Genomic DNA, 22,852 nt, shown 5'->3' with positions numbered 1-22,852 from the left:
CCTGCTTCCTACTTTGTTCCGATCGTTTCATCTGATGAAACGAATATGCTACTTTTCAGTATACGAAAAAATAAACCATAGTAAAGAGCGAATCCGAAGGCTCCCCCACCTATTTTCTGTTCACGAGGACACTCCCACAAGCGTTAGCACCAGATAGGACATACACTGACAGCAAAATTGCAACGACTCCATTCTCGATTGGGGGAATGATCTCATTGAGTAAAAAGAGCAAATCCAAACTGACCAAGCATAGCGTGCTCCGGGCAAGCTCCTCGCTGGTCTCGGCCTTACCCCGGACATGCCGTTTTTCCAAGCAGTCTTTGTCTGCTTTTCTGGATCAATACAAAAAGGTGATCGTCAAACCAGCAGCAGGAAGTGGTGGTGCTGGCGTCATACTCGTCACACGGAAAGCCAAGGGGCATTACCGCGTCCAGCGTGGACCTTCACACCGCATGTTGCGTGGAAAGTTGGAGACGTACAGGTATTTGCGCAGAAAAATAACGACCCCTTATCTGATTCAGCGAGGGATCTCGCTGGCACGCGTCAATGGTTCCTTATTCGATGTAAGAGTGATGGTCCAAAGAAGATCAGGCTTTCCCTGGGTCGTCACCGGAATGCTTGCAAAAGTAGCAGGCAGAGGCTATATCATCACCAATGTCAAAAGAAGCAAGGGACGGGTGCTTCCGATCCGCTCAGCCATTCAACGCTCTTCGATTCGCGGTGCTTCTGCCTCCACGATTATTGCTCGCCTGCGAAGAATCGCCATACTCGCTGCGAATCGTTTGGCAAGCTATTACACGCGCCAGAAAGTCTTTGGTCTGGACATGGGCATAGACGCAAATGGCCGGGTATGGATTATTGAAGCCAATCTACGACCAGACATTACCCTGTTCCTGAAGCTTGCCGACAAATCGATGTACAACCATATATGTGCCTATCAAAGGCACGTATAAGAAAAAGGGAGCCGTTCGTTCGGGGCTCCCCTTTGATCTGATGTGATTGTCCCTTTAAAAATCAAAATCATCCGGGTCTGGCCCAAAACGCTTGTTGTCATTTAGGGCAGTGATTTTTTCTACATCCTCTGCACTAAGGGAGAAGTCAAAAACATCTGCGTTTTGGCGAATCCGCTCTGGTGTGATCGACTTCGGAATCGTCACCACTTGATTTTCCAAATCCCACCGAAGCACAATTTGCGCAGGAGACTTGCCATATTTTTGTCCCAATTCCACCAAGAGAGGATGATCGAGATTTCCTTGCATCAATGGGCTCCATGCTTCTAGTTGAATGTGGTGCTCTTTGCAATACGCATGCAATTCTTTTTGGGTAAGCAATGGATGATACTCGACTTGGTTGACAACCGGAATGATCTCACTGTGTTGGCGTAAATCCTCGAGGTGGTGGCTGTGAAAATTACTGACGCCAATCGCACGTACATATCCATCGCGGTACAGCTTTTCCAAAGCCCTCCACGTATCGACATACTTGCCTTTTACGGGCCAGTGAATCAAGTACAAATCAAGCGTATCGATGCCTAATTTTTTCATACTTTCATCAAAAGCCTTCAGCGTTGACTCGTAGCCTTGATCCGCATTCCACACCTTGGTCGTAATGAACAATTGATCGCGATCGATCCCGGCTTGACGGATTCCTTCGCCTACGCCGGCTTCGTTGCCGTAGATAGCTGCCGTGTCTATACTGCGATAACCCGCCTCAATCGCGGACCGAACGGCCAACGTTTCGTTTCCGTCTTTTGCCTTCCAGACACCCAGACCCAGCCAGGGCATCTTCACCCCGTTGTTCAAAACGGAATGATCTGTGATATGTGTTGCCATTGGATCTCCTCCCGTCTTACGCTGATATGTACTTACATTAAGAAAGTGTAGCATAAATACAAAATGATGCAAACCTTGCTACTCTTGCGAATCTTGGAACGCCACGTCCTCTGTCCCTGCTACCAGCGGTTTGATCGCCCACCACCTGATCCTTGCCCGATCTGTCTGAACAGGTCCCTTCACCTGGACGCCGATCCGAAACGTTCCTTTTTGTGGATAAACGATGACCCCTACTGCAAAATGCGCTGCATCTGTCGCATACTCCGAATCATCAAAAACACTGCTATGCCCGTACATCACTTGCTCATGTTGGGAAAGCAACTCATCGATCACATCTGCATGAGAATCCTCGATTCCTGCACTGACATACACATTCCCCTTTCCGAGAGAATGCTTGAGCTCCTCAGAAAAATAACGATTGCCGATCTTGACCCCAAACGGCCAGTTGGAGGAGTATGGCTCAATCGGTATTTCCACCACGCCAGTTGCTACTTGTTCATATGCCTTTCCTGGTCGGGGCAGTCCAAGCTCAAACTGGTAGACAGACGCCAGATTATCGTAGCTTACATCGAACTGCGCCTTATCGCCTGCCGCGATTTCTTTCACACGCGTGGTCACTCGAAAGGAATCCGCAGGGGACCTTTGCTCGACTTGCTTTCCCTTCTGCGCACGCATCGCAAGCTTTTGCAAAAGCGCTGGCGTGTACACGTACTCACCAAACGGAACAGGAACAACCTTCTCGATGACATAGGTTGCGTTCATTTGCAGCAAGCATACTTTTGCCAAATAAAGAAAAGGCTGTTCGTTTGCCTGTGTCACCTGATCCAGCTTGCGATTGTAGTAATCGGACACGAGCCGCTCTACCAGATCGTCTGGCGTGATTTCGATTTTTCCTACGGAAAGGAGATCGGTATGCACCAAGCGATCGCCGAGTCGAACCTCTGCCTTGCCACCCAGCACTGCCAGCTCCACCGTTCCACGATCCCAGCCAGCTTTGATCGGAATGGAAACAACGTAATCCGTCTCTTTCGCGTCAACAGGCTCTAAGAAGGATACACTACCGTCACTGCTTTCCAAGACTGTCAGCCCTGGCGCATCCAGCTTGTAGTGGAATTGCACGCGTGACGTTTGTACCGTCTTCTCGATGTGCAACTGCAATGAAAATACTTCACCCGGATTGACGTATCGCGGAGTTGCCTGCCAAATGCGAACCTGTGGATCTGCATAGAGCAGCACTCTTTGCTCTACCAGTTGCACCCCTTCGATGGAAGCAGGATGCGGTGCCTCCTCTTTGATAAAAAGCCGATATCCTTCTGCCACCCGGTTGTATTCAGCCATTTCCTGCTCGACGGTTTCGGAGACGGAGAAGACCTGTTCTTTGCCTTTTTCATCATAAGCCAAGCAGACGTACACATTTTTCGCGTAATCGTTGTTACTAAAGCCTTCCATCATGGACAGCTTCAGCTTCACAGGCTCAGGAAGCACGATTTCCCTCCCGAGATAATCGAGAGCGACTCCGGCTTCGACCGAAATCTGCTTTTCGTCCACAGCGATCACTTGCAAACCGCATACCACCCCACCCCCGTGAAGCAAGCGATTGGTAAGTCGACGTTTATCATTGAAATAGCGCTGTTCTGATTCGAAATCTCTGACGGTCAACAGCTTCCCTTTGAAATACACATTCCGTTCATGTGGAAAATAACGCAGATTCTTCATCTCGAACACCTCACTTTGCATAAAAACCTCGGCTTCTTACTCCAGCTCTGCATCCAGGCCAATCCTCGTGTCATAATCGATTCGTCTGCTGCGGTCTTTCCCGCTTAGCACCGTGTTGTACGGCATGGATAAATTTTGATCAAGCGTAAGGAACGACGGCTCCGTCAAATAAGAATTAATCCCCACGTAGCTATGGAGGTCGGCGTAGATGCCCGGGCGCAGAACGATGAGCTTCGCCTCTGTAAAAGCAGGCTTTTGATCCTCCAAAATCTTTTGCAGAACCGACTGCTCCCGCTCTGTTTTCGCGGATTCCTGCGAAACGATTAGGCAAAATTGATACGGCTGATCCATGTACAGGGAAGAAATCAGCTCGTGTAGCTCCGGGATCGCCTTCATGTCCCTGATTTGAAAATACTCAACGATCATCGGGCGCTCCCCGGTATACAGCTCCACCATCTTTTCCAACCCGGCACGAGTGCCCCGCTCTGCATACAGCTCCGGCGCGCGGCGGATCAGCTCTCGGCGTTGTGCCTCTGTCCAATGCTCATCCCTGCCCATCCCTAACCAGGAAGCCAGCCAAGGGACGAACTCTCCAGGTGTCGTATCAGGATCGAACAAACGTGAGATGGTATCAATCTGTTCCTCCAGTTCCAAGTAAAACGTCCCAAAAAGGGAGAGGAAGCGTTCCAAAAAATCAGCACTGGCAGGTTCACTTTGATAGGTCGCTGGCAGATAACGTAAAAATGTGTCGCGCGGCGAGTAAATCCGCATTTGTCTGAGCAAAGGGGAGTGGCGGTCCGTTCCGAGCCATTCGATTTTGAGCCATAAATAGCGGCCTTTTGCTGAATGAATCAGCGCATCTGAAGCGTTGATTACCGGCTCCGACCATAGATTGGCCGTCCTGTGCAGCTTGGTTTTCCAGTCCATGTCGGGTGCCAGCAAAAAATCATCCAGATTGTGTACAGCTCCATGAATCACATGCTCTTTTCGATCAGAAGAAAACGTCGAGATGAGTAACTGCGTTTCTTCCGGTATGTCTGCATCCAGTGTAAATTTATGCCACACCGTTTCAAATTCCGTGCTATCCAATGCACGAGAGAAGTAGATGCCCATCGGTATTCCAGTCGTATCCAGGTTGGACGTCCGCGAAACAAGCCTCAACATGGTCAGAACATTTTTCTGTGCGTCCCAAACATACAGCCGTTGCTGGTTGTCAAAAACGAGCTTGTCTGCTCGGCCGTGGTAGTTAATCAATGGCGCAAGTGCTTCTCCAGTTGGTTGGAAACGCAAAATGAATCGGGTATGATCATGAGCCGAATCGATGGAACGACTATCACCCACATAGAGAATGGGACCTGGACCCACTGCAAACCCCGCGGGCTTGGTGCCTGACGGGATCGCCAGAGTGCACACATCGGAGCCTTCAGAAGAGAACCGAAACACTTGATTCGTCTCTGCCCAAAATAGATAGACCATGCCCGCTTTGGCAACGGACAGGCGAAACAACCTTCTTCGCCTGATCTCACGAAGGGTAGCTGCCTCTGTCACTTTCAATTCCGCATGCGCGTATGTAGCGTCTATCTTGCCTGCCCGATTCAGCCGAAGGACGACGACTTGTGTTCCCGCCGCGATTTCCTTCCGTTCATTGTCTCGATCTACGACCACAGGTGTCGTGATGTAAAGACGTCCTTCTTCATCCAGCCCTGCATCCAAAGGAAAAAGCTGCGGTTCCTCCCCCTCTTCCCAGCTCCAAATACACTGGCCGTTGGCTGTGGAATACGCACCGACTTTTCGTCTCGCCTCGGGATCGATGATGTACACGTATTCATCGTCAGCGACGAGAAATGAATCTTTGGAAAACAACCCGCGTCCAGCACGAAACACCGTCTCCTTGAAATTATTGCTGTCATCGTAATGCGTGATATGCCCGCTTTCATCCAGCCAAAGCAATGAGCCAACGCGTGCCATGGCAAAATCCAAGAGTCGAGAGTGATGTGTCGTCCCGGCCTGATGCACATGATCGATCACATATTCGGGCGATTTATTCAGCGCGATCCCCTCGTTAGAGACGTGAAGGTTATACCAGACCCCCCGCTGCCAATCGGACGGATTGTTCAGGGAAAAGAAACGATTCATTGTATCCACGCACACTCCTCCGTTTGTTCCCGTCTATCTTTCTCTATCCACAACGAGCTCCAGAACATGCTCTCCTGAGTACACCAGCGCATGACGCGGAATCTGAATATCGCCCCCTTCATCCCTGATGATGCCTGTGCCCTCTGCGGAAACCCACAAATCCGTCACATACAGCACACCCTCGATCTGGTTTAACACCTCATAGAGATCACTTTTATAAACAGGTCGGCCAAATTCCCATCCTCTTCCATGGTGAGTGGAAGGATTGTGCAGATCCAATGGAGTCAAATATCGCTGCAATGCTTGTAGCACGATTCTTTTTTTGTCTGCAAACGCAGGCTCCACCACGATGGTCGCGAAAACGGTCACTTTGATATAGGCCGGAGCAGCCACATGGACTTCTGTCGTCAGCAGCCTCCGTTGTTCCAATTGGTGGCGAACGGTCCTTAAGGAACCTTCACTTGGCAGTGGCGTCGGCTGATCGCTGAATGGCACGATGACCACGGTCATTTGAGCGGCTGCGTTTTGCTCGGAAGCTCCCATCTCCCCTACTTTGTATAGGGGGATTGCCTTCGCGCGGGCCACACGCAATCCGGGAGTCGATAGCGCAATGGCCTCATAGTCTTCTGCTGTAACGGTCCGCTGCGGTTTTTTCCATTCCATTCTCATCCTGCGCTTGGCTTGATCAATTGTTTCGCGTTCGCTTCCCCCGCTGGCTGGACGGGGATTCGTCACCTGCGCGGTGGTTCGCTGCCTGGTTAGCGGGAGAAACCGGGTAATTTGGCCACCCTGTACATTCCCCTTCGCCCCTTGGCCTGTCTGACAAGATATGATCCGAATGCCGGCCATGCCTTCCAGCTTTTCGGGAATAGCTCCGTGCTCATTGTTGCCAAAGGCAATTTCTGCGCCGTCCACATCCGTCAGCATAAAATGATGATCCTGTGGCCCCGATCGGTCAAAATCAGTGACCAGCGACCAGTCCTCCCAGACGGGAAACGGACTGCCTTCGACCTGACGTGCCACCTGAATGACAAACGTCTCCGGCAAGATCGATTGGACATTCAGCCGAAACACTTGATGTGGCAAGCCACTGCTTTCTCCAACGAACCGCTGCCCTTCAAAGTCACTCCGATAGGCAATGACCCGAATATTTTTGTGGCCTTCAGGCATTGGACTTCCAAACCGAATCATCGTTGTGCCCTTTTCTGGGTCACGCGAAACGCGAAACGAAAATACGCCTGTATCGGCTTGGTCTGGTTCATCCTGATCCCAACCACTTTGCCAATGACGTCCCTTTTTGCATTGAACCTCCACAATGCCGTCGTACGATAGCGAGCTGGTAAGGACAACCGTCTGATCCGCTTGCCCGGTTCCATCGAACTCCCACATTTGACTGAAGGTTTCTCGTTGAATAGCGCTCACAGTGTTCAGCTCGATTTTTTCCATGCGAGGAGCTAATTCGAATCGACCTGCACGCAATGTCGCACAAAGCCAGAAACGTGGCCGATCATTGGCGGGGTAAAGCATGAGCGGCTTCATAGTCCCTTCCAGCTCGATTAAGACTCGTCCCGAAAAGGAGAGATTCATCGTTTCATCCGAAACTGTTGGCAACGGACTCCATCCCAGTTCTTGCGTGCGGTCGTTCTGTCCATAGTACTCCCACACGAGAGTGGCTGATGGAACGAAAAGGGATGTGGGCGAAAGCGGGGCGATTGGGAGAGGATAGTCCTCAAACAGGCGCAATCCGATGGAGACTGCCTTCCCTACTGGGAGTGGCCGATCAAAGCCTAAGTAAATCTTGTTCCCTATCTTTGGTTCCTGGCCAAATGCGTAGTAGGAAACACCATTATGCGCATTGGATGAACTTACATCCGTAGTCCCGCTTTCTGTATGAACCAAAACACGCTCCAGGCTGGCCGGTACCAGAACAAGCGAATGTTCCGTCTCGAAAGGAAGACTCCCCGCGAACAATCTCGTCTTCTCCGGAAGGATCGCTTCTTCTGACACGGCGAAAAACGTTACATCCGTCGTCGCACATGACTGGTTCTTTGGGTGTACACCCATGAGCTGCAAAAATTTGCGTTCGTTCTTTTCCGTTATCCGGTTGAGATAGTATTGCTGCATTTCCATCAACCACGCGAACATCTCCAAAAGCGTAATGCCTGGATCGTGATGACGGTGGTCACCCCACTCTGGCTGCAGCTTGGGGATCGCGTTTTTTGCTTGTTCGACGATCTCTTCAAAGTGGCGATCATCCAGATTCTTGGATGGAAGCATAGCGCACACTTCCTTTTTCAATGTTTGGGTGGGAAGAAAGCCTGTCCTTCCTGAACGCGGACGCTGATTCGATGTACTCCCTCTGTAACGATCCCATGTACAATCGTTTCGTATTCAGAAGCGAGTATTTCCTTTCGTTGCCCATTTTCCGTTCGAAATACAGTCAGGGTCAGATGATCCACAAAGCGGACGCCCTTTACGGATTTCAGTAAGGCAAACAAGAGCGAAGGGTGCACACGCTGGCCTATTTCCCAGCCTCCACCATGCAGATTTCCCGATATGGGGTCAAGGAATCGCGTGAGCTTGCCGAGTGTCTCCAGCTCCACCTCAACGATTTCCTCCAAAGACCCTACTGCCAGCTCTGCTGTCACCGCAATTTCCAAGTAGACAGGCTCCCTAACATGAATCCGCTCGGGGGAGGCTATCGTCGCTGCCGCATGTGTAAGCAAGTAGTTCGTGACAGAACGCCGAAGCTCCAAAAATTGTATGCCGATATATCCCGCTGCGGGCAATACGATCACAGTGACATGGCCTGCTTCTTTTTGCAGGCGGCTGTTCCGATTCGGCAAACACTTCACTTTGGCTATCCCCGGATGCGCTTCACGGACGAGCCATTCGAAATCTTCAGCCGTCACCGCTCGATAGCGATGCTTGATTGTCTGAGGACCGCGCTGCAAGGCTTCCGTCAGCAATTCCCGATTACTTCCCCCAATCGCAGGCACCGGATTGCTGACAGCTTGGACAAAGGGAATCGATTGTTCCAATTGATTCAACTGCCCAGCGGGAAGATTCCCTGCTGTTCCCCCTCCGACCTTATACGTCACCCTCACGGAACCGAGTCCGGTTTGTGGAAGCTCCCTACCATGTCGGCCATCGCCAAACAAAATTTTTCCGCTGGCACTCTCCAAGCAGTAATGGCGATCATCCGGACCAGAATCGTGCAGATGCTCTACTCGTTTCCACAGAACCCAGCATTTTTGCTCGTTCCCTTCAGAATCATAGAGAAGCTCCACCCGATTTTCCGGATGCTCCAGCCAGCTCTTTCGTTCGCTCGGCAAAAAGAAGCCTGTTTCATCTACCCATACCTCTTCGCCCATGACGGGATGTCGGATCAGTCTGTACTCGGCTTGTGGTCCCTCTGTTATCCGCTCTGCCATTTCATTGCGAATCGTCTCTTGTTGAATGGCTCGTATCGTATTCGGATAAAAGCCGCTTAGCACGGGATGTCGTGCATCCGAATCGCATCCTCCAAGACGATTGTCTACGTTGACGGCGCGAATCCAATAACGCTCCCGTTCAAACATTTTGCTTTTTTCCATATCAAAAGGACCAGCGAAACGTACAGTACCACTTTCCGTAAAACCAGCGGTCTGATCAATCGTTTGCAGCTTGGCCCAAGTCGTCGCTCCTGCATCTCCGCGCTTGTATTCCCATTGCACAACCGGAGCAGCCCCCGGGGATTCGTCCATTGGTAGAATAGAAAAGTAGAAAGAGAGCGGTCCTTGCAATGGGGGCTGCTCAAATCCAAAATAGACGGCGGGATGCATGCATTCGGATGGCAAAAACGGCTGGAAGCTAGCCTGATGATTCCCTGTACCAACAGGTTGCTGCCAATCCAAGTCGTTCTGTGTGACAATCGCTTCCGGCACATGCAGGGACTCTCGATACGAATAGGTCAGGCGCATGTCTTCCAGCCACGGGGCCATGTATACAGGATTCGGGCCATATAAGCCTTCCACCTGAAGTATTCGTACACGAATCCAATAACCATACTGGGATTGCACGGTTGTCGGCTGCAAATCATCTGGACACGTAAAGGCAACCACAATCTCCTCATCCGAATCGGTGCCAGCAAACAGCTTCTCACGATCCTCTCCTGACAGAAGCACCATCCATCCGCTGCCATTCCAGTATTCCCATACCACCTTGCTGACTGTGACGGGTGTCGTCGCTGGAGGGTCAAAGGTCGATTCCTTCATGATCCATTTCCATTTTGGTTCCGGTTGTGACAGATGCGTTGCAGGATATGGCATCGTTTTCATCCGACAACGAAGGGCGACCGTACTTCCAGGCTTCGTAAACGCCTCTTCACAGGACAAAAAAAACATGCCATACGGCGCGAGCTGCTCGCCAAATGCAAGGCAGCCACTCCCAGAAACCTGCACATCATTGGAGAAAAGCATGTCGGGTGCAAGGCCATTCGGATCATCTGTCGGCAAATAATCCGTCTTCATCTGGATGTGGGTCAGAGAGAGGCTCCCGCCATTTTTCATCCATTCATGAATCATGCCTGGCTTCACTCTACAGCGAAGCCAACGATTTTCGATTCCTTGCACTTCACTGGACTGCCATTTTTTCCGCTGCTTTTTTTCCAAGCGCAGCCGATTTTGATCAGCCTCGATCTTGTCGAACAAAACCCATTCGCCCTCTGACTGATACGCCCACTCGACCAGCGCTGGATTCACCAGCTTCTCTGCCAGCAAGGATTCCAGGTAGCGTTCCTGATTGGAAACCATCGTGAGCTGGATGGAAGCACGGTCCCCTAAACAAAACAAGTTCTCATGCCCCAAATACCAGCAATGCTCCTGGTGATTAGGCAAAGCCTGGCAGTCCAAGAGAGAGAGCGACGCATTTGTCCCAAGCCAACTCGTTACATCTGTTAAAAAGTCTCGACTGCCATTGGAAAACAACAGATCTGTCGGGAGAGAGGGGGTAGCCAGCATAGGCTGATCCGTTTCAAAAACCACTTCATCGCCAAGGGCAGACTTGCCCGAAACCTTTGTGCCCGCCGGAATCCACACTGGCTTTTGCACACCTGTACTCAATTCAAATGTCAAAAAGGTTTCTGCCGGCCTTGCCTGAGCCATTCCGACACCGAGCATATTGAGAAACGCAATAAAATTTCGTTCCGGCACTTGATTCAAACGCTCACGATTATTCATCAGCATGTCTGCGAAAAGGAGAAATAAAGCCGTACCCGCATCAGGATCTTCTGGAGTGAAGCGCCACTCCGGGGTGTAGAATGGCACCATTTCGCGCATTTTTCGGATGACTGCCTGCATGTCCCGCGAATCGACCAACGGTGGTTTCACGTTACCCACCTCCCTTCCTTTTTTCTTCACGCGACTGTGACTCTTGCGCTACCCATGTGGACCTAGGCGATGGACAGGATACAACAGCTGATAGCCTTTGTTTGTCGCTCGTACGGTATAGCTGATCGTAACGTTCACCGTTTCGGAATGAGTTTTGTCGACCTTGGCCTCCACCTGCACCTCCCGCACACGCGGTTCCCAGATCATGATCGCTTCTGCGATGTCCGATTGGAGCAAAGCCAGGCTCGTTCCGTCCGTACCATCAAACATGAAGCCTTGCAATCCGCTCCCGAATTTCGGTCGCATCACACGCTCTCCCTTTGCAGTAGAAAGAATGATGCGAATTGATTCCGCGATGTCATCCTCGTAATCAGACAAACGAATACGGCCTGTAGCCTGATCCACCTGAATAGGGAACTTCCATCCTTTTTCACCGAATGGCTGCTGCATGGAATCCCCCCATGAATTAATTCAATTTGATCACCGAACCGTTGATGGCAACAATTCCGTCAGATTTGATGTTCAAGGACGCTCCTGCTTTAATCGACATGGCTCCCTGCGCCTCCAGATTCAGCTGGGTGGACTTGATTGTCAGCGATGTGTCTGACTGAATGGTCACTTGCCCTTTTGCATTCAACGTAATCGTACTTGAGCCGCTCTTCACTGTAACTTCGCCCGTGCTGCCGCCTTTCATGGCGATTTGGTTGTTTCCGCTGCTCTCCGTAAGCACAATACTCTCATCCTTGTCCGACAGCTCCACCTGTTGTCCTTTTTTCGTGGCAATCGTGATCTTCCCGTCATTCGGATCATCGCCAAAAATCACTTCATGGCCTGCACGGGTCGTGATTTTTCGGATGTTGTTTTTCTCCGCCATTTCCGGGCCTTTGTTTTCCTTATTCCATAACATCCCGATCACAAATGGCTCGCGTACATCTCCCCAGTGAAAAGCGACCAGCACCTCGTCGCCTACCTCCGGAATAAACAGGCTGCCGCGATCTTTTCCTGCAAACAGCGTGGCAATTCGCACCCAATCTGTCTCCCGCTCGTTATCAACCAGAGGCAGCTTCAGCTTTACACGCGAGAGCTTTTCCGGGTCTTCGTTGTTCGTCACAATCCCGACAATGACACCGTGGATTTTTGCCCGTTCTTCTTCTGTTATTTCATCCTGGTAGAACCAATGATCAAAGCTCATATCGTATTTCCCTTCACTTGAAACGTCGTCACATAGCCAGATGCCACATCGATGGTGTGTGTAACAGATGTGATGTAATAAGGCTGACTCAGCTTTTTCCCCATGCCCTCTAGCATGATATAGCGGCCAGCACGAATTTCTGGCAGACCGATGGCCTCGCAGTTGCCGTCGAGAAGGTTCATGGCGAGTTGATTCAGGCGTGCCTTGGCGACCGCTTTTATCTCCTCAGGTGAGTCCAGCTTTTTCGTAGACTCGTATTTATCAAAATAATCACCGATTGCTCGCAGCAGATCAGCGCTTGTCTTCGAATTGGTCCCGAGCTTCCCAATATCTGCGTTCGTTGCTTTCGCTTCCTGGAGCACCGTTGTTTTGTCCTTGTCTACCCATCGCACCGTATAGGAGGAGGCTTGGGAAGCAATGTTGACATCGACAGAAAAGCTACGCAAGGACACTCCCCAGATCAAGGTGAGGACCGGAGTCATGTTGCTCAGTGGCTTACGGAAATACAAGTTCTTCCCGACGATAAAAAAGTCGTAGTTACAAATTTTTGCAAGACGATTTAAAAACTGAAAGTCAGTCTCGGACACCGTCTTGGTAATGGTCTCGATTGTCTGAACCGTATCATCCACATGCGTTGACAAGCCGTATTTTTGTCCCAGCTCTTTCACGACATCGCTGTATTTCTTTTTATTCCATGAGGTAGACTTGTTATCGACCATTAGCAGGAACGATTTGTCCATCCCTTTTACCGTTATGGTGGGCGTCTCCTCGCATGCAAACGAAACGGCTGTAATATGTCCGTAAAAGAGACTAGATAGCTCGGTTCCATAGCCCATCTGAATTTCAATTTCGTTGCCTGGAACCAGATAGTCATCTACCCAGCGGAACTCCCACGCTGCCGTATCAAAAGCATTGGTTACCGAAAACGAGAACGTATCTGCTTTGCCTTCCAAGGTGGAGTTGATCGTTGCTTTGGTAATGGCGACACCTACCTGGCTGATCAGTTTTTTCCCTCCAACGAGTATTTCCAAGGCTGGAGCATGAAAATTGTTGTACGTTTGGCGCAGGTCATCGAAGGAATGGCGATCTGTCGTCAATTTCAATTCGCTCATTTCTTCGTCACCTCACAAGTGGCACATGCAAGGTAGTAGCCGGTTTTAGAAGTCTGGGATTGTCGATCTGATTGGCGTTCGCTATGTTTCGCCATTTCGACGCATCATTGTACGTGCGATACGCCATCAGGTACAGCTGGTCTCCTTGGTTGACCATTTGTTGTGCGACCTTTTCTCTTGCAGCCCCGATATCGTCCGCGGACTTTTTCACGCTCGTGCCTTTAAACGTGACGCCTAACGTGGCTCGTACCGGTGTCCCTTGGTCGAGAAACATCGTAAACCGCTGCGAAACCTTTTCGACTACACCAGTGAATTGAAAGCTGTCCCATACGAATTTGCATAGGGGCGGCGTACTGATTTTCTTTTCTACGGCCATCAGTCCCAGCACCTGATTCGTGAATGCACGCACATCCACTCCAGCCTCGTATGTATCAAAAAACAAGTCGACCGATAATGTCTCGATATCACCGCTCGTGAACATCCCGACTGGTACCGATTGCCCCAATATCTTTTGCCAAGAGTAGTTATTGGAAGCATCTACCTTGTATTCTGATGGGTTAAAGAGAACGGAAATACTCTCCTTGAAGTCTCCTTGCCCGCTGCGATCCACTAAAATTTTGGCCTTTTTCTCCTGACCCATCATTGGCATTTGCCTCTCTTTACCGAAGAAATAGTCGTCTGTGAATGCGAAATTCTTGCCTATAGACCTCGTCGCTGCCGCTCTTGAGTGAGGCGCTTGTCCAGCTCCTTCATCATTTTATCCATCAATCGCTCCACTTCTTGTGGAGATAACGACGTCTGATTGCCAGCCCTCTCTTGCACGTGTAGATCGACTTGTCGCTGGAGTGGAAGTGTTGTCGCTTGCTGCACCGCGGGTTCTTGAGGAGGGATGCTTTTTCGCAGGTACTCCATGGACGGCGACTGAACGATAGCCGCAGGGCTTGCGTGGCTGTCTGCTGTGCGTAATCCTCGGCGATGAATATGGGTTGCGTTTTCGGACAGGGAGCGCTGCTCGAATTCTCTGGGTACTCTTTGGCCTTGCTGCAAAGCATGCAGGAGTGATGGCTGAATTGTTATTGCAACCATTGGCTTTGAAACAAGTGTTAGGGATGTGTTTTTTTCCGCCTGTTCCACTGTTCCCGCCGCTATTGATGTTGACCCCAAGTTGAATAGCCCTAGTCTTTGCAGCGGCGTAAGCCTAGCGTCTCGAACCTCGACCTCCTGCGCCTCATCACTTGTTAGCCGTTTGACCGTTTGCGCCTTCTGGTTGACCGTCAGAATATGCTCATGGTTGCTTTGTTGAAAACGGCTGCGGCGACTAAGCTGTCTGGAATGCAATCTCTCCAAGACAAAATCAATGGATCCTCCACTTTCATGCATGAAACTTTCGGGCACCAACACGCTTTGACCATTCACAAGGCTATGGAGTGCTCCCCATTGATTCTGAACAACCATTTGTGCATCGGGACGATTCAGAACAGTCGAGAGTGAATGTTGGTTCTGTACATATGCTTCCGTCCGGAAATCAGTCTGGATTGCTTTTCTGATTTGCTCCATGACTTGAAGATAGGGACGAGCACGTAGGGCAAGGGAGCTTGTCAGCAAGCTGGCTGTCTTCTGTAAAAAGCGAGTGTGACTGCTTTCACGAGCTTGATGGCTTTCTCGTAATAGATTGCTTTCGCCCTTGCGAGACCTTGAGTGATCATTCGGTTGCTTATCACTGCTCGGGGGAGGAGCTTTCCCACTTGTGAATGTTGAGCCTACCTTTGCATATTCGCTCATCGCTGCCAGCTTCGAGCTTTTTTGCAAGAGGATCGTAAGCCCTAGTTCCGCAGCAGCTATCCGTCGCAATGCGTTCCTGTCAAAGACGTCTTCTTTGATAGAAAACGGCTTCGCAGACGTGTTGTACAATCGCTGATGGTCTGTTCCTCCCAATCCAATCCAGTCTATGGCAATTTCCCGATCATGACGACGAGTATGCACGAATGCTCGACTTGTACTCTGTTCATTTTTTAGGAAGACGGTGTGCCATATTGGACTATGCTCATGCTCGTGTACCATCATGACCGTCGCTTTTCGTTCGGGCGCGCTGAACATTGCTTGATTCTTGGCCAAAGAGAAGGCGACATCTGTCTGCTTGTACTTCCCACCCTGAGACGATAATTGCTGACGTATCATCTCGTATGACATCTGAATAAGATGCTTATTTTGCAGAAAATGAATAGCTAGCCGGAAAAATGGATGAGAGATGCCTTCGGATGTACTCTCTTTGGTCCGAACATTCAACGGGTGCATCAACCATCTACTAGGCATACTTGCCGCAGGATGCAGAGATTGATTCTCCGGCTCATACAGAAGGTTTCTTGGTGCATGAGTGCTAGTAGCAAGGAGCTTCCTTTCTCTGAGCTGTTCTGCCACCATCTGTTGAACATGTGCCCACGACATCACAGACTTCCCGTTCGTCTCCTGGTGGGTCGAACTGACGTAACGATTTTGTAGCTTCTGCCAGCGTTGGCGATTCATATGGAGGATCGGCACGAAGCGTTTCCATTCAAACCGTGTAGTACTAGTTATACCAACTGGCTCACGCTCGATCTCGTTAATAGTTTCAAGATATTCCTTGGGCCAAGGCTGGTTCAACCATCCCCGTTTTTCAAAGAAAACAGAAGCATTAGCGGACGGCAGGCTCTGTATCCAATGAGTAGTGATCGACTTCCTGACAACTGACTGCGAAAGAGGCGGAGGCGGGACTGTTTGGGAGCTATCTGTGACACGTGTTATAGGCAATGAGAACGGGAGCCCATGCATGGGGTGCAAAACGCGTAACGACACCCCCGTCCACCACTCTTGCTGTAGCAAGTCAAGCTGTTGATAAGAAGCACGAGACACAGCCGGAATCACGCTCGTTTTGCCAAAATGAGTTTGTTCATGGCTTGAACGAAAGCGAACGGACTGCTCCCTGACACTCTCGTTCAGTCTGGCTACCTGTAATACCATCTGTTGAAGCAACTCGTATGTCCGCTGATTCCTTTGATTCCTTGTTGCCATAGTTTCGAAAGAAAGCAGTTGCAACGGGTGTAAAGTAATGCGATTCGGCTGCTTCTGCTCTATCTGAGGCCCCAACACGGTTGCCAGTTGCTCTTGGCTTAGGACAAGCTGGCGTAACCAATGCAACAAAGTGCTCGACTGGTCTTCCCGCCTGCTCTGTATCTGCTTCAGCCTCTGTCGAGAACCGAGCACCGCTAGCCCACGTTCGCTTACTGCCTTCGGAAACTGTTGAGCCAAACGAAACAGCTGTTTAAACCGTTCCCTTACAGCCTGCTGGTTGGTCCGACCAGCATCCGCTCGATGAAGCATGCGAGGCAATAAGGACGTGAATATCTTCGAAAGCTCATTGCTCTGAAGTATCTCCCGTTCCAATGGAATAAAAGAAGCTTCAGACAGTGTTTTCAGCATCCACTCGCTTTTTGCTTTCGGATGTTGACTGTTTCTCTGAAAAACAATCGGCAGTAAAACACGTAGACGTGCATGCGCGGTCACCGTCTTTGGCAGCCATGTTGCGCGACCTTGCTGCCAGCTCAGACTCCCCCACAGTTCAGTCTGCTGGGAAGCTACTGACCAACGTGTACGTTCACTTTCATGAACGATTAGATTTGTGATATCTCGGCCGCCAATTTCCTCTCTCTCTGTCCGCACCGAGCGTTCCAAGAAAGAGTTCGCAGCCCGTCCTTCTGCTTTTTTTAGCAAAACAGGAGAAGACCAGATCCCAAACCTCGGTTCCATCCCTCTGCGGAACTGCAAAAAGTAGCGAACTCCCGATTGTTCGAATCGGACTTCTTCAGAACGAGTCGCTCTGAGACGTGAAATCCAATTGGCATTTACTCTTGTCGCTAATTCGAGCCGTATCCGCTCACGTTCATTTTGCATGCTCCTGCGTTCGCCAGCGTCACCCTTTAGCGACGTGTGTACCAAAAACTCCGGCGGAGCAAAATCGGCCGGGTGAATCTGCTCTTCAGACCGCCACAGCGGCAGCCATTTTTCAAGTGAGCTTGCTCGCGGAACCGAAGACTGAACATATTTGGACCAGTGATATCTATCTGTTCCATTTGAGACAACCATGATCCGTGGGAGGTAAACCTTCTCGATTGATTTGGATGGCTCCCACTTCCGAAAAAGCTCATGTATCAAAGTAGCAGATCGTATTTTTCGTCCTGATCCCGATGCTTCCGTCATGACGACACGCTCTTTTGACCCTGGTAAGCCAGCCTGTCCGTTCGGCAACATTTCTCGATTCAATCCGAGGTAGGAGCCCATTTGTACGTGCATGCGTACATGAATGACAGTCTGATAAAAGTGGTTTTCCTGCCCTCCGATACTCGGCGAAAAATCACGATGGATCAAAGCGAGATAGCCAGGATCGCGACCTTCCCCGTGCCGATACTTCTGCATGATGCTCTGTGCAAAGCCTTGGTTGGACGCCCTTGGCAGCAGTGATGGACGACTCGAAGGTGGGAGCGCCTTGATCGTTATCATCGTTTCTTTTGCTCCTTGCAGACGGAATAAGGCTTAAAAATACGATTTTAAGCCGTGGTGCACGATTTCCAATGTCTCGACGGCTACTTCTCCATGCGTGGCCCGGAACTCCGGTCCTACCCACTTGACCGGATAAGCCCCTTCAAATGCCCAAGCCCCCACGTCGTTTCCGTTTGCGTCCATAAGAATGATTGCCCCTTGCTTGCGCTTGCGCTTTTCTGGCGGGCCAAAGTGGAATTCCTCATACCATCTCCACAGCTCGTTTGATCTCACAAACCCTCGTTTGAAGACCAGGTTGGGAAACTTGCTGCGTTTCGGCAGCTTGTGGACGAAATGATTCACGCCGCCCTCTTGGTACTCCTCCAGCTCTGTTTCGACTGCCAGTCCGGACACTTCACTAAATCCAGCGACCCAGATGCCATCCATCTCCAATCCAAACGGAAGAAAGTCCACACGAAATCGGAGGTTGGTGTAATATGGATTCTCATTGGCAAACACCAGAATCACCTCCGCTTAAACACATCAAAAACATTTTCCGGTTCGTCATTTTGCTTGCGATTGATGGCGGATATCTCCTCACACCAGCGCCGCCGTTCCTTGTGTTCCATCGACATGATCTCGTCGTGAGGCCAGTGAAAATAGTAGGCGATGAAGGCGGCTTCTTCATAGATCTTGTCGACGGGGTATCCACTCATACTCCCTCCAGCGCCCCTGAAAAAGCCATGTCTACCTGAAATTCATGCTCGCATTTCGGACAAGATGTCTTGAACATCGAGCTGTCCAATTCATTGATTTGTCTGTACAGGTTTTGCAGGTACGCGAGATCCGCCGTAAACAGCCGTTCCACCACTTTTGTGTCTATTCCCCGTACATCTCCCAGCTTGGTAATTACTCTCGTCAACAAAATAATCGTCAGGTAGCCGGGGTTTTGCTGAACGCGCGGATCACGCATCGGCAAAATTTCGTCGGCAGCCGTCGCCAAGCGCATGATTCCTCGCTTGTGCAGGTTGCCTTCCTCATCGACATAGCCGCGTGGGAGCTCAAATTCGTATTCCGTTTTAAATGCCATGGTGTCATCCTCCTCATCATCCGAGGCCAGCAAGAGTGACAAAGGTAAGCCTTTTCTTTGCCACTCTTTGACGTCGGGATTTTCTATTATTTCGTGCGTGTCATTCCTTCATGGGCAATTTCCAGCTGCTCAATCGCTACCTCTGAAGACGTACCGTTAAAATCAGGCGCCGTGTATTTGGTCGGCCATGCTTCGATGACCTTCCATGTAGCGACATCATCTCCGGCTTCATTGATGGCAATGATCGTGACCGTTTTGCGTGCGACCTTGCCCTGAATGGTATCCTGCATCCAGTTGTACAAATCCATCGAATCCGTCACGCCCCATTTCAGCGTGATATTCCCGTACTTCGCCAAGCCCGGGAGCTTGCGCGGTGTAATCACCTCATTGCCTTCGCGATACTCGACTACGTCCACAGACGCATCAAAGCCCGACACCTCACTGAAGCCTGCCTGCTGAATGCCGTCCATCTCTACCCGATACCGAAACTTGCGGTATGGATCCTTACGATCTGCCATACTGTACCCCTTTCCTCACACCGTTTTTCGCCGTGAATTATTGCTGATCAGATGTTTTTTGCGTAATACGGAAGATGACGAACTCTGCTGGTTTGACAGGAGCTACACCAATCACGCAGATCAATCTGCCATTGTCGATATCATCTTGCGTCATCGTGCTTCTGCCGATTTGAATGTAGAAGGCTTCCTGCGGACTTGAGCCCATCAACGCACCATCTCGCCAGACACGCGTCAGGAAAGAATCAATCGTGCGTTGGACGCGGGCCCACAACCTCTCGTCATTCGGCTCAAATACCACCCAGTTTGTCCCGTTTTTGATCGATTGTTCGAGGAAAATGAACAGGCGGCGTACGTTTATGTACTTCCATAGCCCGTTGGATGACATCGTCCGTGCACCCCAGACGCGAATTCCTTGACCTGTAAACGCGCGAATCAGGTTGACTCCCTTTGGATTCAAAATATCCTGCTCGCCCGTATTGTACTGGCAATCCAGTCCTGTGCAGCCACGTACGACCTCGTTTGCAGGCGCCTTGTGGACGCCGCGGGTGTTGTCCGAGCGCGCGTAAATACCAGCCATGGAGCCTGATGGCGGAATGTAGATGTTACGCTTGTCCAGCGGATCGAACACTTGCAGCCAAGGATTGTAGATAGCAGCGTATTGCGTATCGAAAATATTGCGATGCGTCAACACATCGCTTACTTTTTTCTTGTCGCGTGGGATATCGAGGATGGCGAAGCGGCTTTTCAGGTTTTCACAATGAGCCACAAGCGCGAGCTGCACATTTGGGTCTGTCACGCCAGGAATGGCCATAATGCTCACTTCGTCGTTATCAATGAAGGCTTGAATTCCCGTACGTTTTCCCGGTCCATGGTCCTCCCCCATGTATTCGCCCGCTGACAGATTGGCGACAGAACCGTCGCTGCCCCCTGCCAACGAGATTGGATACAGACCGAATTCCGTCTTCCCGCCCTCAGATTGGATTTCTTCCGCTATCCCTGAAATGACGGTAAAAGGCGGAATGACCTCTGGGCCCGCTGGGGCAGCACCCGCTTCGACCTCTACGATATTGCTCTTGGACAACAGCTTGCTGACATGATTGGCAGCAGAGACATTGAGCGAGCATTTATCGAACTCTTCGGCCTCATCGTTGTAGAAGACCTGCACGGTAAATTCGCATGTAGACAAAATTTTGACCGGCAGCAGATTGTTATCGATGACGTCTCCTGTAAGCACGGCAGACAACTCGATCACATTGTCTTGGGAAGAAACCACTTCGCTGTACTGCTTGGTTTCACCGTCATAGAAAGAAACGACATCACCTGGTTGAAAGCCAGCACTGTTTTTCACGCGGTATTTAGGAGTCTCGCCTAGCTGCTCGTAAATCTGCGTTTTTGCCTTGCTCGACGGAATCAAATTTACGCGGATCTGATTTCCCCATGCCCCCGGGTTTTTGGCAGCAATTCGAAGGACAGCTCCTTCGCTGTTGCCTTCATTGGAAGCCGACTTCGCATCTGCTGGCGCTACCCGCATTACATAGCAACGGGAGCCTCCATTCAGAAAGAAGTGATCCACTGCGTAGGCAAGATAACGGTATTCGCCAAACGCATTCTCAGACAAATAGGAACCGAACAACTTGCGGAAATCATTGACACCTGTAATCAGCTCAGGCAATCCCGCAACGGGTCCTTTTTGGGCCAGCCCGATAAAGCCGGCCGTGCTCGTACTCGCTCCCTCCATGGGAACGGGGCCACTATCAAACTCCTCGACATACACCCCTGGTGATAAGTACTCTGGCATCGTAACCTGATTGGAGAGTTCCGCATGTATCAGCAGCAGAAACCTGCAATCAGTCCCTCCCTCCGATTAATTTCATCACTTGCTTCACCACTTATTGTTTGGATACGTGAATCTTGCTCTATAATCAGGCAGCAGGATGTCATGAACCGACGCCAAACAACTGCCGGATCACCCTATTTAAATCTGTTCATTTGGATGATACCTATGGATTGGGTCGTACCGGCTTGAATGGAAAGCTCGGCAAAACCAGCGGCTTCTTCCCGCCGCACTTCAATTTTCATACGCGCATGAGTTTTTTCCAGAAACAAAGGAAGGGCAACTACGAATTCTCCTCTGTCGTCGCAGTTCGTCTCGAGCAGTGGGAGTAAGACAGTGCCTCTTGGGTAGGCAAAAGAAAGAGGTTCGGCCAAGGGGTAAACCCGACCTTTTGGGGGACTTGCAAAACGAATGATCGTCCCTTTGCATGTGGGTGTTTCGAGAAGAAAAGCGTCAGCCAAATCGACTTGACCCTTTTTACTGGCTACGATTAGCTCCGTAGCCTCTTTGTCTGCGTCCTCGGCCAATTTCACCGGGGCATCTCGCTCATATGAGATGACAGCCTGCACACAGGCTCCGCCAGCTGGGGAACCATCCGCCACGCAGGCTCTCCCTCGAACAAGGGAGTCTCCTGACCGGAATGGATAGGCTGGACTCGGATGCAAGTAAATGATTCGTTCGGAGTAAGATGTACTCCCAGTGATCACGGAGAAAGTCACGAAGCGATCCATATACTCCCGGCTGCTTATGTTGAGCGAGTAAATCCCATCAGGCAAATCAGTAAAGATATACCATCCGTCCCCTTTGGCTATGGGCACTTGTGGATGATTCGCCAAACGAACAGACAAGCTCGAGCGAAAAGGAGCTCCTCTTGTATACATGTCCACCAGACGGACGGCATACGAGAAGACGGAACGAATGCGCACCTGGAAATGCTGATCCATTAACCATGACCTTCCCCTCGTATGCGAATATCCCGTTCCAGTACGCGCTTCGTTGAACGAACTCGGGTTGAATCGATATGAACCGGCCCTACCGAGTAGCCGATGGATAGCTTGTACGGAACATGTGGAAAGAGTTGGATGAGTTTATCAACGGGAGGCTGCTCCACGACGACACGAAGCTCTGTATCCATGTTTGCAAGAGAGCCTTGGAGCTGATCGCCACGCAAAATGGCGTTGTCGTAGAGAACCTGCATGGCACGCCCGAGGATGCGGTGCTCGTCCAGCATGCGGGTATGCTGTTCTGCTGGGGAATGGGCAGTCAATATGTAGGAGAGATTGACCGTCATTGGGGGATATCGCAACTGATCAGTACCTTCACTGATCATCATGTGCTGCCTCTCCTGACTTTCCCGGATTTCGTATAAAAACAAGGCTAACGCCAAATCTCCTGGCTGAGCAGGCGAGCTTAGACCAATCAGCTCGGGTTGGCTGATCGGCTCCGGCGTCATCTCTTTTCGCAAAAGAGCGAGCAGCGTCTCTCCTACTTCAGCAATGGCGGTGTACTGGCTGATACCTGTTCACCTCGACATTATTTGA

The 22,852-nt window shown here is 50.6% G+C and carries 18 protein-coding genes; 1 reads left to right on the top strand and 17 read right to left on the bottom strand.

All coding sequences use genetic code 11. The features are described from left to right. The first annotated feature begins 215 nt into the window (after positions 1-215). A complete protein-coding gene (locus C7R91_RS24910; RefSeq protein WP_052773422.1) occupies positions 216-953 on the top strand; it encodes a YheC/YheD family protein in 738 nt (245 codons plus the stop codon). A gap of 54 nt (positions 954-1,007) precedes the next feature. Here C7R91_RS24910 and C7R91_RS24905 read toward each other — a convergent pair whose 3' ends face one another. The 17 genes from C7R91_RS24905 to C7R91_RS24825 all read right to left on the bottom strand — a co-directional run bounded on the left by C7R91_RS24905 (position 1,008) and on the right by C7R91_RS24825 (position 22,809). Further along, positions 1,008-1,832, bottom strand: a complete 825-nt coding sequence (locus tag C7R91_RS24905; protein ID WP_047071852.1) for an aldo/keto reductase — start codon at positions 1,830-1,832, stop codon at positions 1,008-1,010. A gap of 78 nt (positions 1,833-1,910) precedes the next feature. Next, the gene (locus tag C7R91_RS24900) at positions 1,911-3,548 is read right to left on the bottom strand and encodes a hypothetical protein (RefSeq protein ID WP_047072046.1); all 1,638 of its coding nucleotides are present in this window, start codon (positions 3,546-3,548) and stop codon (positions 1,911-1,913) included. A gap of 36 nt (positions 3,549-3,584) precedes the next feature. Beyond that, the gene (locus C7R91_RS24895; protein WP_236697929.1) at positions 3,585-5,684 is read right to left on the bottom strand and encodes a phage tail protein I; all 2,100 of its coding nucleotides are present in this window, start codon (positions 5,682-5,684) and stop codon (positions 3,585-3,587) included. Between the two features lie 33 nt (positions 5,685-5,717). Beyond that, a complete protein-coding gene (locus C7R91_RS24890) occupies positions 5,718-7,961 on the bottom strand; it encodes a putative baseplate assembly protein (RefSeq protein WP_047071848.1) in 2,244 nt (747 codons plus the stop codon). Positions 7,962-7,978: 17 nt separating this feature from the next. Then, on the bottom strand, positions 7,979-11,053 hold the full coding sequence (locus C7R91_RS24885) for a putative baseplate assembly protein (protein ID WP_047071846.1): 3,075 nt from the start codon (positions 11,051-11,053) through the stop codon (positions 7,979-7,981). A 48-nt stretch (positions 11,054-11,101) separates the two neighbouring features. Then, entirely contained in the window at positions 11,102-11,503 is a 402-nt protein-coding gene (locus C7R91_RS24880) for a GPW/gp25 family protein (protein ID WP_047071844.1), read from the bottom strand. A 16-nt stretch (positions 11,504-11,519) separates the two neighbouring features. After that, positions 11,520-12,245, bottom strand: coding sequence for a phage baseplate assembly protein V (locus tag C7R91_RS24875; protein ID WP_047071842.1), 726 nt, complete (start codon positions 12,243-12,245; stop codon positions 11,520-11,522). Further along, on the bottom strand, positions 12,242-13,357 hold the full coding sequence (locus tag C7R91_RS24870) for a phage late control D family protein (protein WP_047071840.1): 1,116 nt from the start codon (positions 13,355-13,357) through the stop codon (positions 12,242-12,244). The genes C7R91_RS24875 and C7R91_RS24870 overlap by 4 nt, the downstream gene beginning before the upstream one ends. 7 nt (positions 13,358-13,364) lie before the next feature. After that, entirely contained in the window at positions 13,365-14,000 is a 636-nt protein-coding gene (locus C7R91_RS24865; RefSeq protein WP_047071838.1) for a CIS tube protein, read from the bottom strand. Positions 14,001-14,056: 56 nt separating this feature from the next. Next, positions 14,057-17,890 (bottom strand): hypothetical protein, encoded by a 3,834-nt coding sequence (locus C7R91_RS24860; protein ID WP_047071836.1) that lies wholly within the window; start codon positions 17,888-17,890, stop codon positions 14,057-14,059. A 33-nt stretch (positions 17,891-17,923) separates the two neighbouring features. Beyond that, positions 17,924-18,388, bottom strand: coding sequence for a phage tail protein (locus tag C7R91_RS24855; RefSeq protein ID WP_047071834.1), 465 nt, complete (start codon positions 18,386-18,388; stop codon positions 17,924-17,926). Between the two features lie 5 nt (positions 18,389-18,393). Beyond that, the gene (locus C7R91_RS24850) at positions 18,394-18,585 is read right to left on the bottom strand and encodes a DUF6760 family protein (RefSeq protein ID WP_007721336.1); all 192 of its coding nucleotides are present in this window, start codon (positions 18,583-18,585) and stop codon (positions 18,394-18,396) included. Next, positions 18,582-18,959 carry a hypothetical protein gene (locus C7R91_RS24845; protein ID WP_047071832.1) on the bottom strand — a complete coding sequence of 126 codons (378 nt, stop codon included), beginning with the start codon at positions 18,957-18,959 and terminating at the stop codon, positions 18,582-18,584. The genes C7R91_RS24850 and C7R91_RS24845 overlap by 4 nt, the downstream gene beginning before the upstream one ends. A gap of 86 nt (positions 18,960-19,045) precedes the next feature. Further along, positions 19,046-19,477, bottom strand: coding sequence for a phage tail protein (locus C7R91_RS24840; protein ID WP_007721341.1), 432 nt, complete (start codon positions 19,475-19,477; stop codon positions 19,046-19,048). Between the two features lie 37 nt (positions 19,478-19,514). Continuing rightward, positions 19,515-21,275 carry a phage tail sheath subtilisin-like domain-containing protein gene (locus tag C7R91_RS24835; RefSeq protein ID WP_047071828.1) on the bottom strand — a complete coding sequence of 587 codons (1,761 nt, stop codon included), beginning with the start codon at positions 21,273-21,275 and terminating at the stop codon, positions 19,515-19,517. Between the two features lie 173 nt (positions 21,276-21,448). Continuing rightward, entirely contained in the window at positions 21,449-22,255 is an 807-nt protein-coding gene (locus tag C7R91_RS24830) for a hypothetical protein (RefSeq protein ID WP_047071827.1), read from the bottom strand. Beyond that, complete coding sequence (locus tag C7R91_RS24825) at positions 22,255-22,809, bottom strand: Pvc16 family protein (RefSeq protein ID WP_258183171.1); 555 nt, start codon at positions 22,807-22,809, stop codon at positions 22,255-22,257. The genes C7R91_RS24830 and C7R91_RS24825 overlap by 1 nt, the downstream gene beginning before the upstream one ends. Positions 22,810-22,852: the final 43 nt, after the last annotated feature.

The organism is Brevibacillus formosus (genome assembly GCF_003013405.1).
Lineage (GTDB): Bacteria > Bacillota > Bacilli > Brevibacillales > Brevibacillaceae > Brevibacillus > Brevibacillus formosus.
This window is presented reverse-complemented; position numbering and strand designations above follow the sequence as displayed.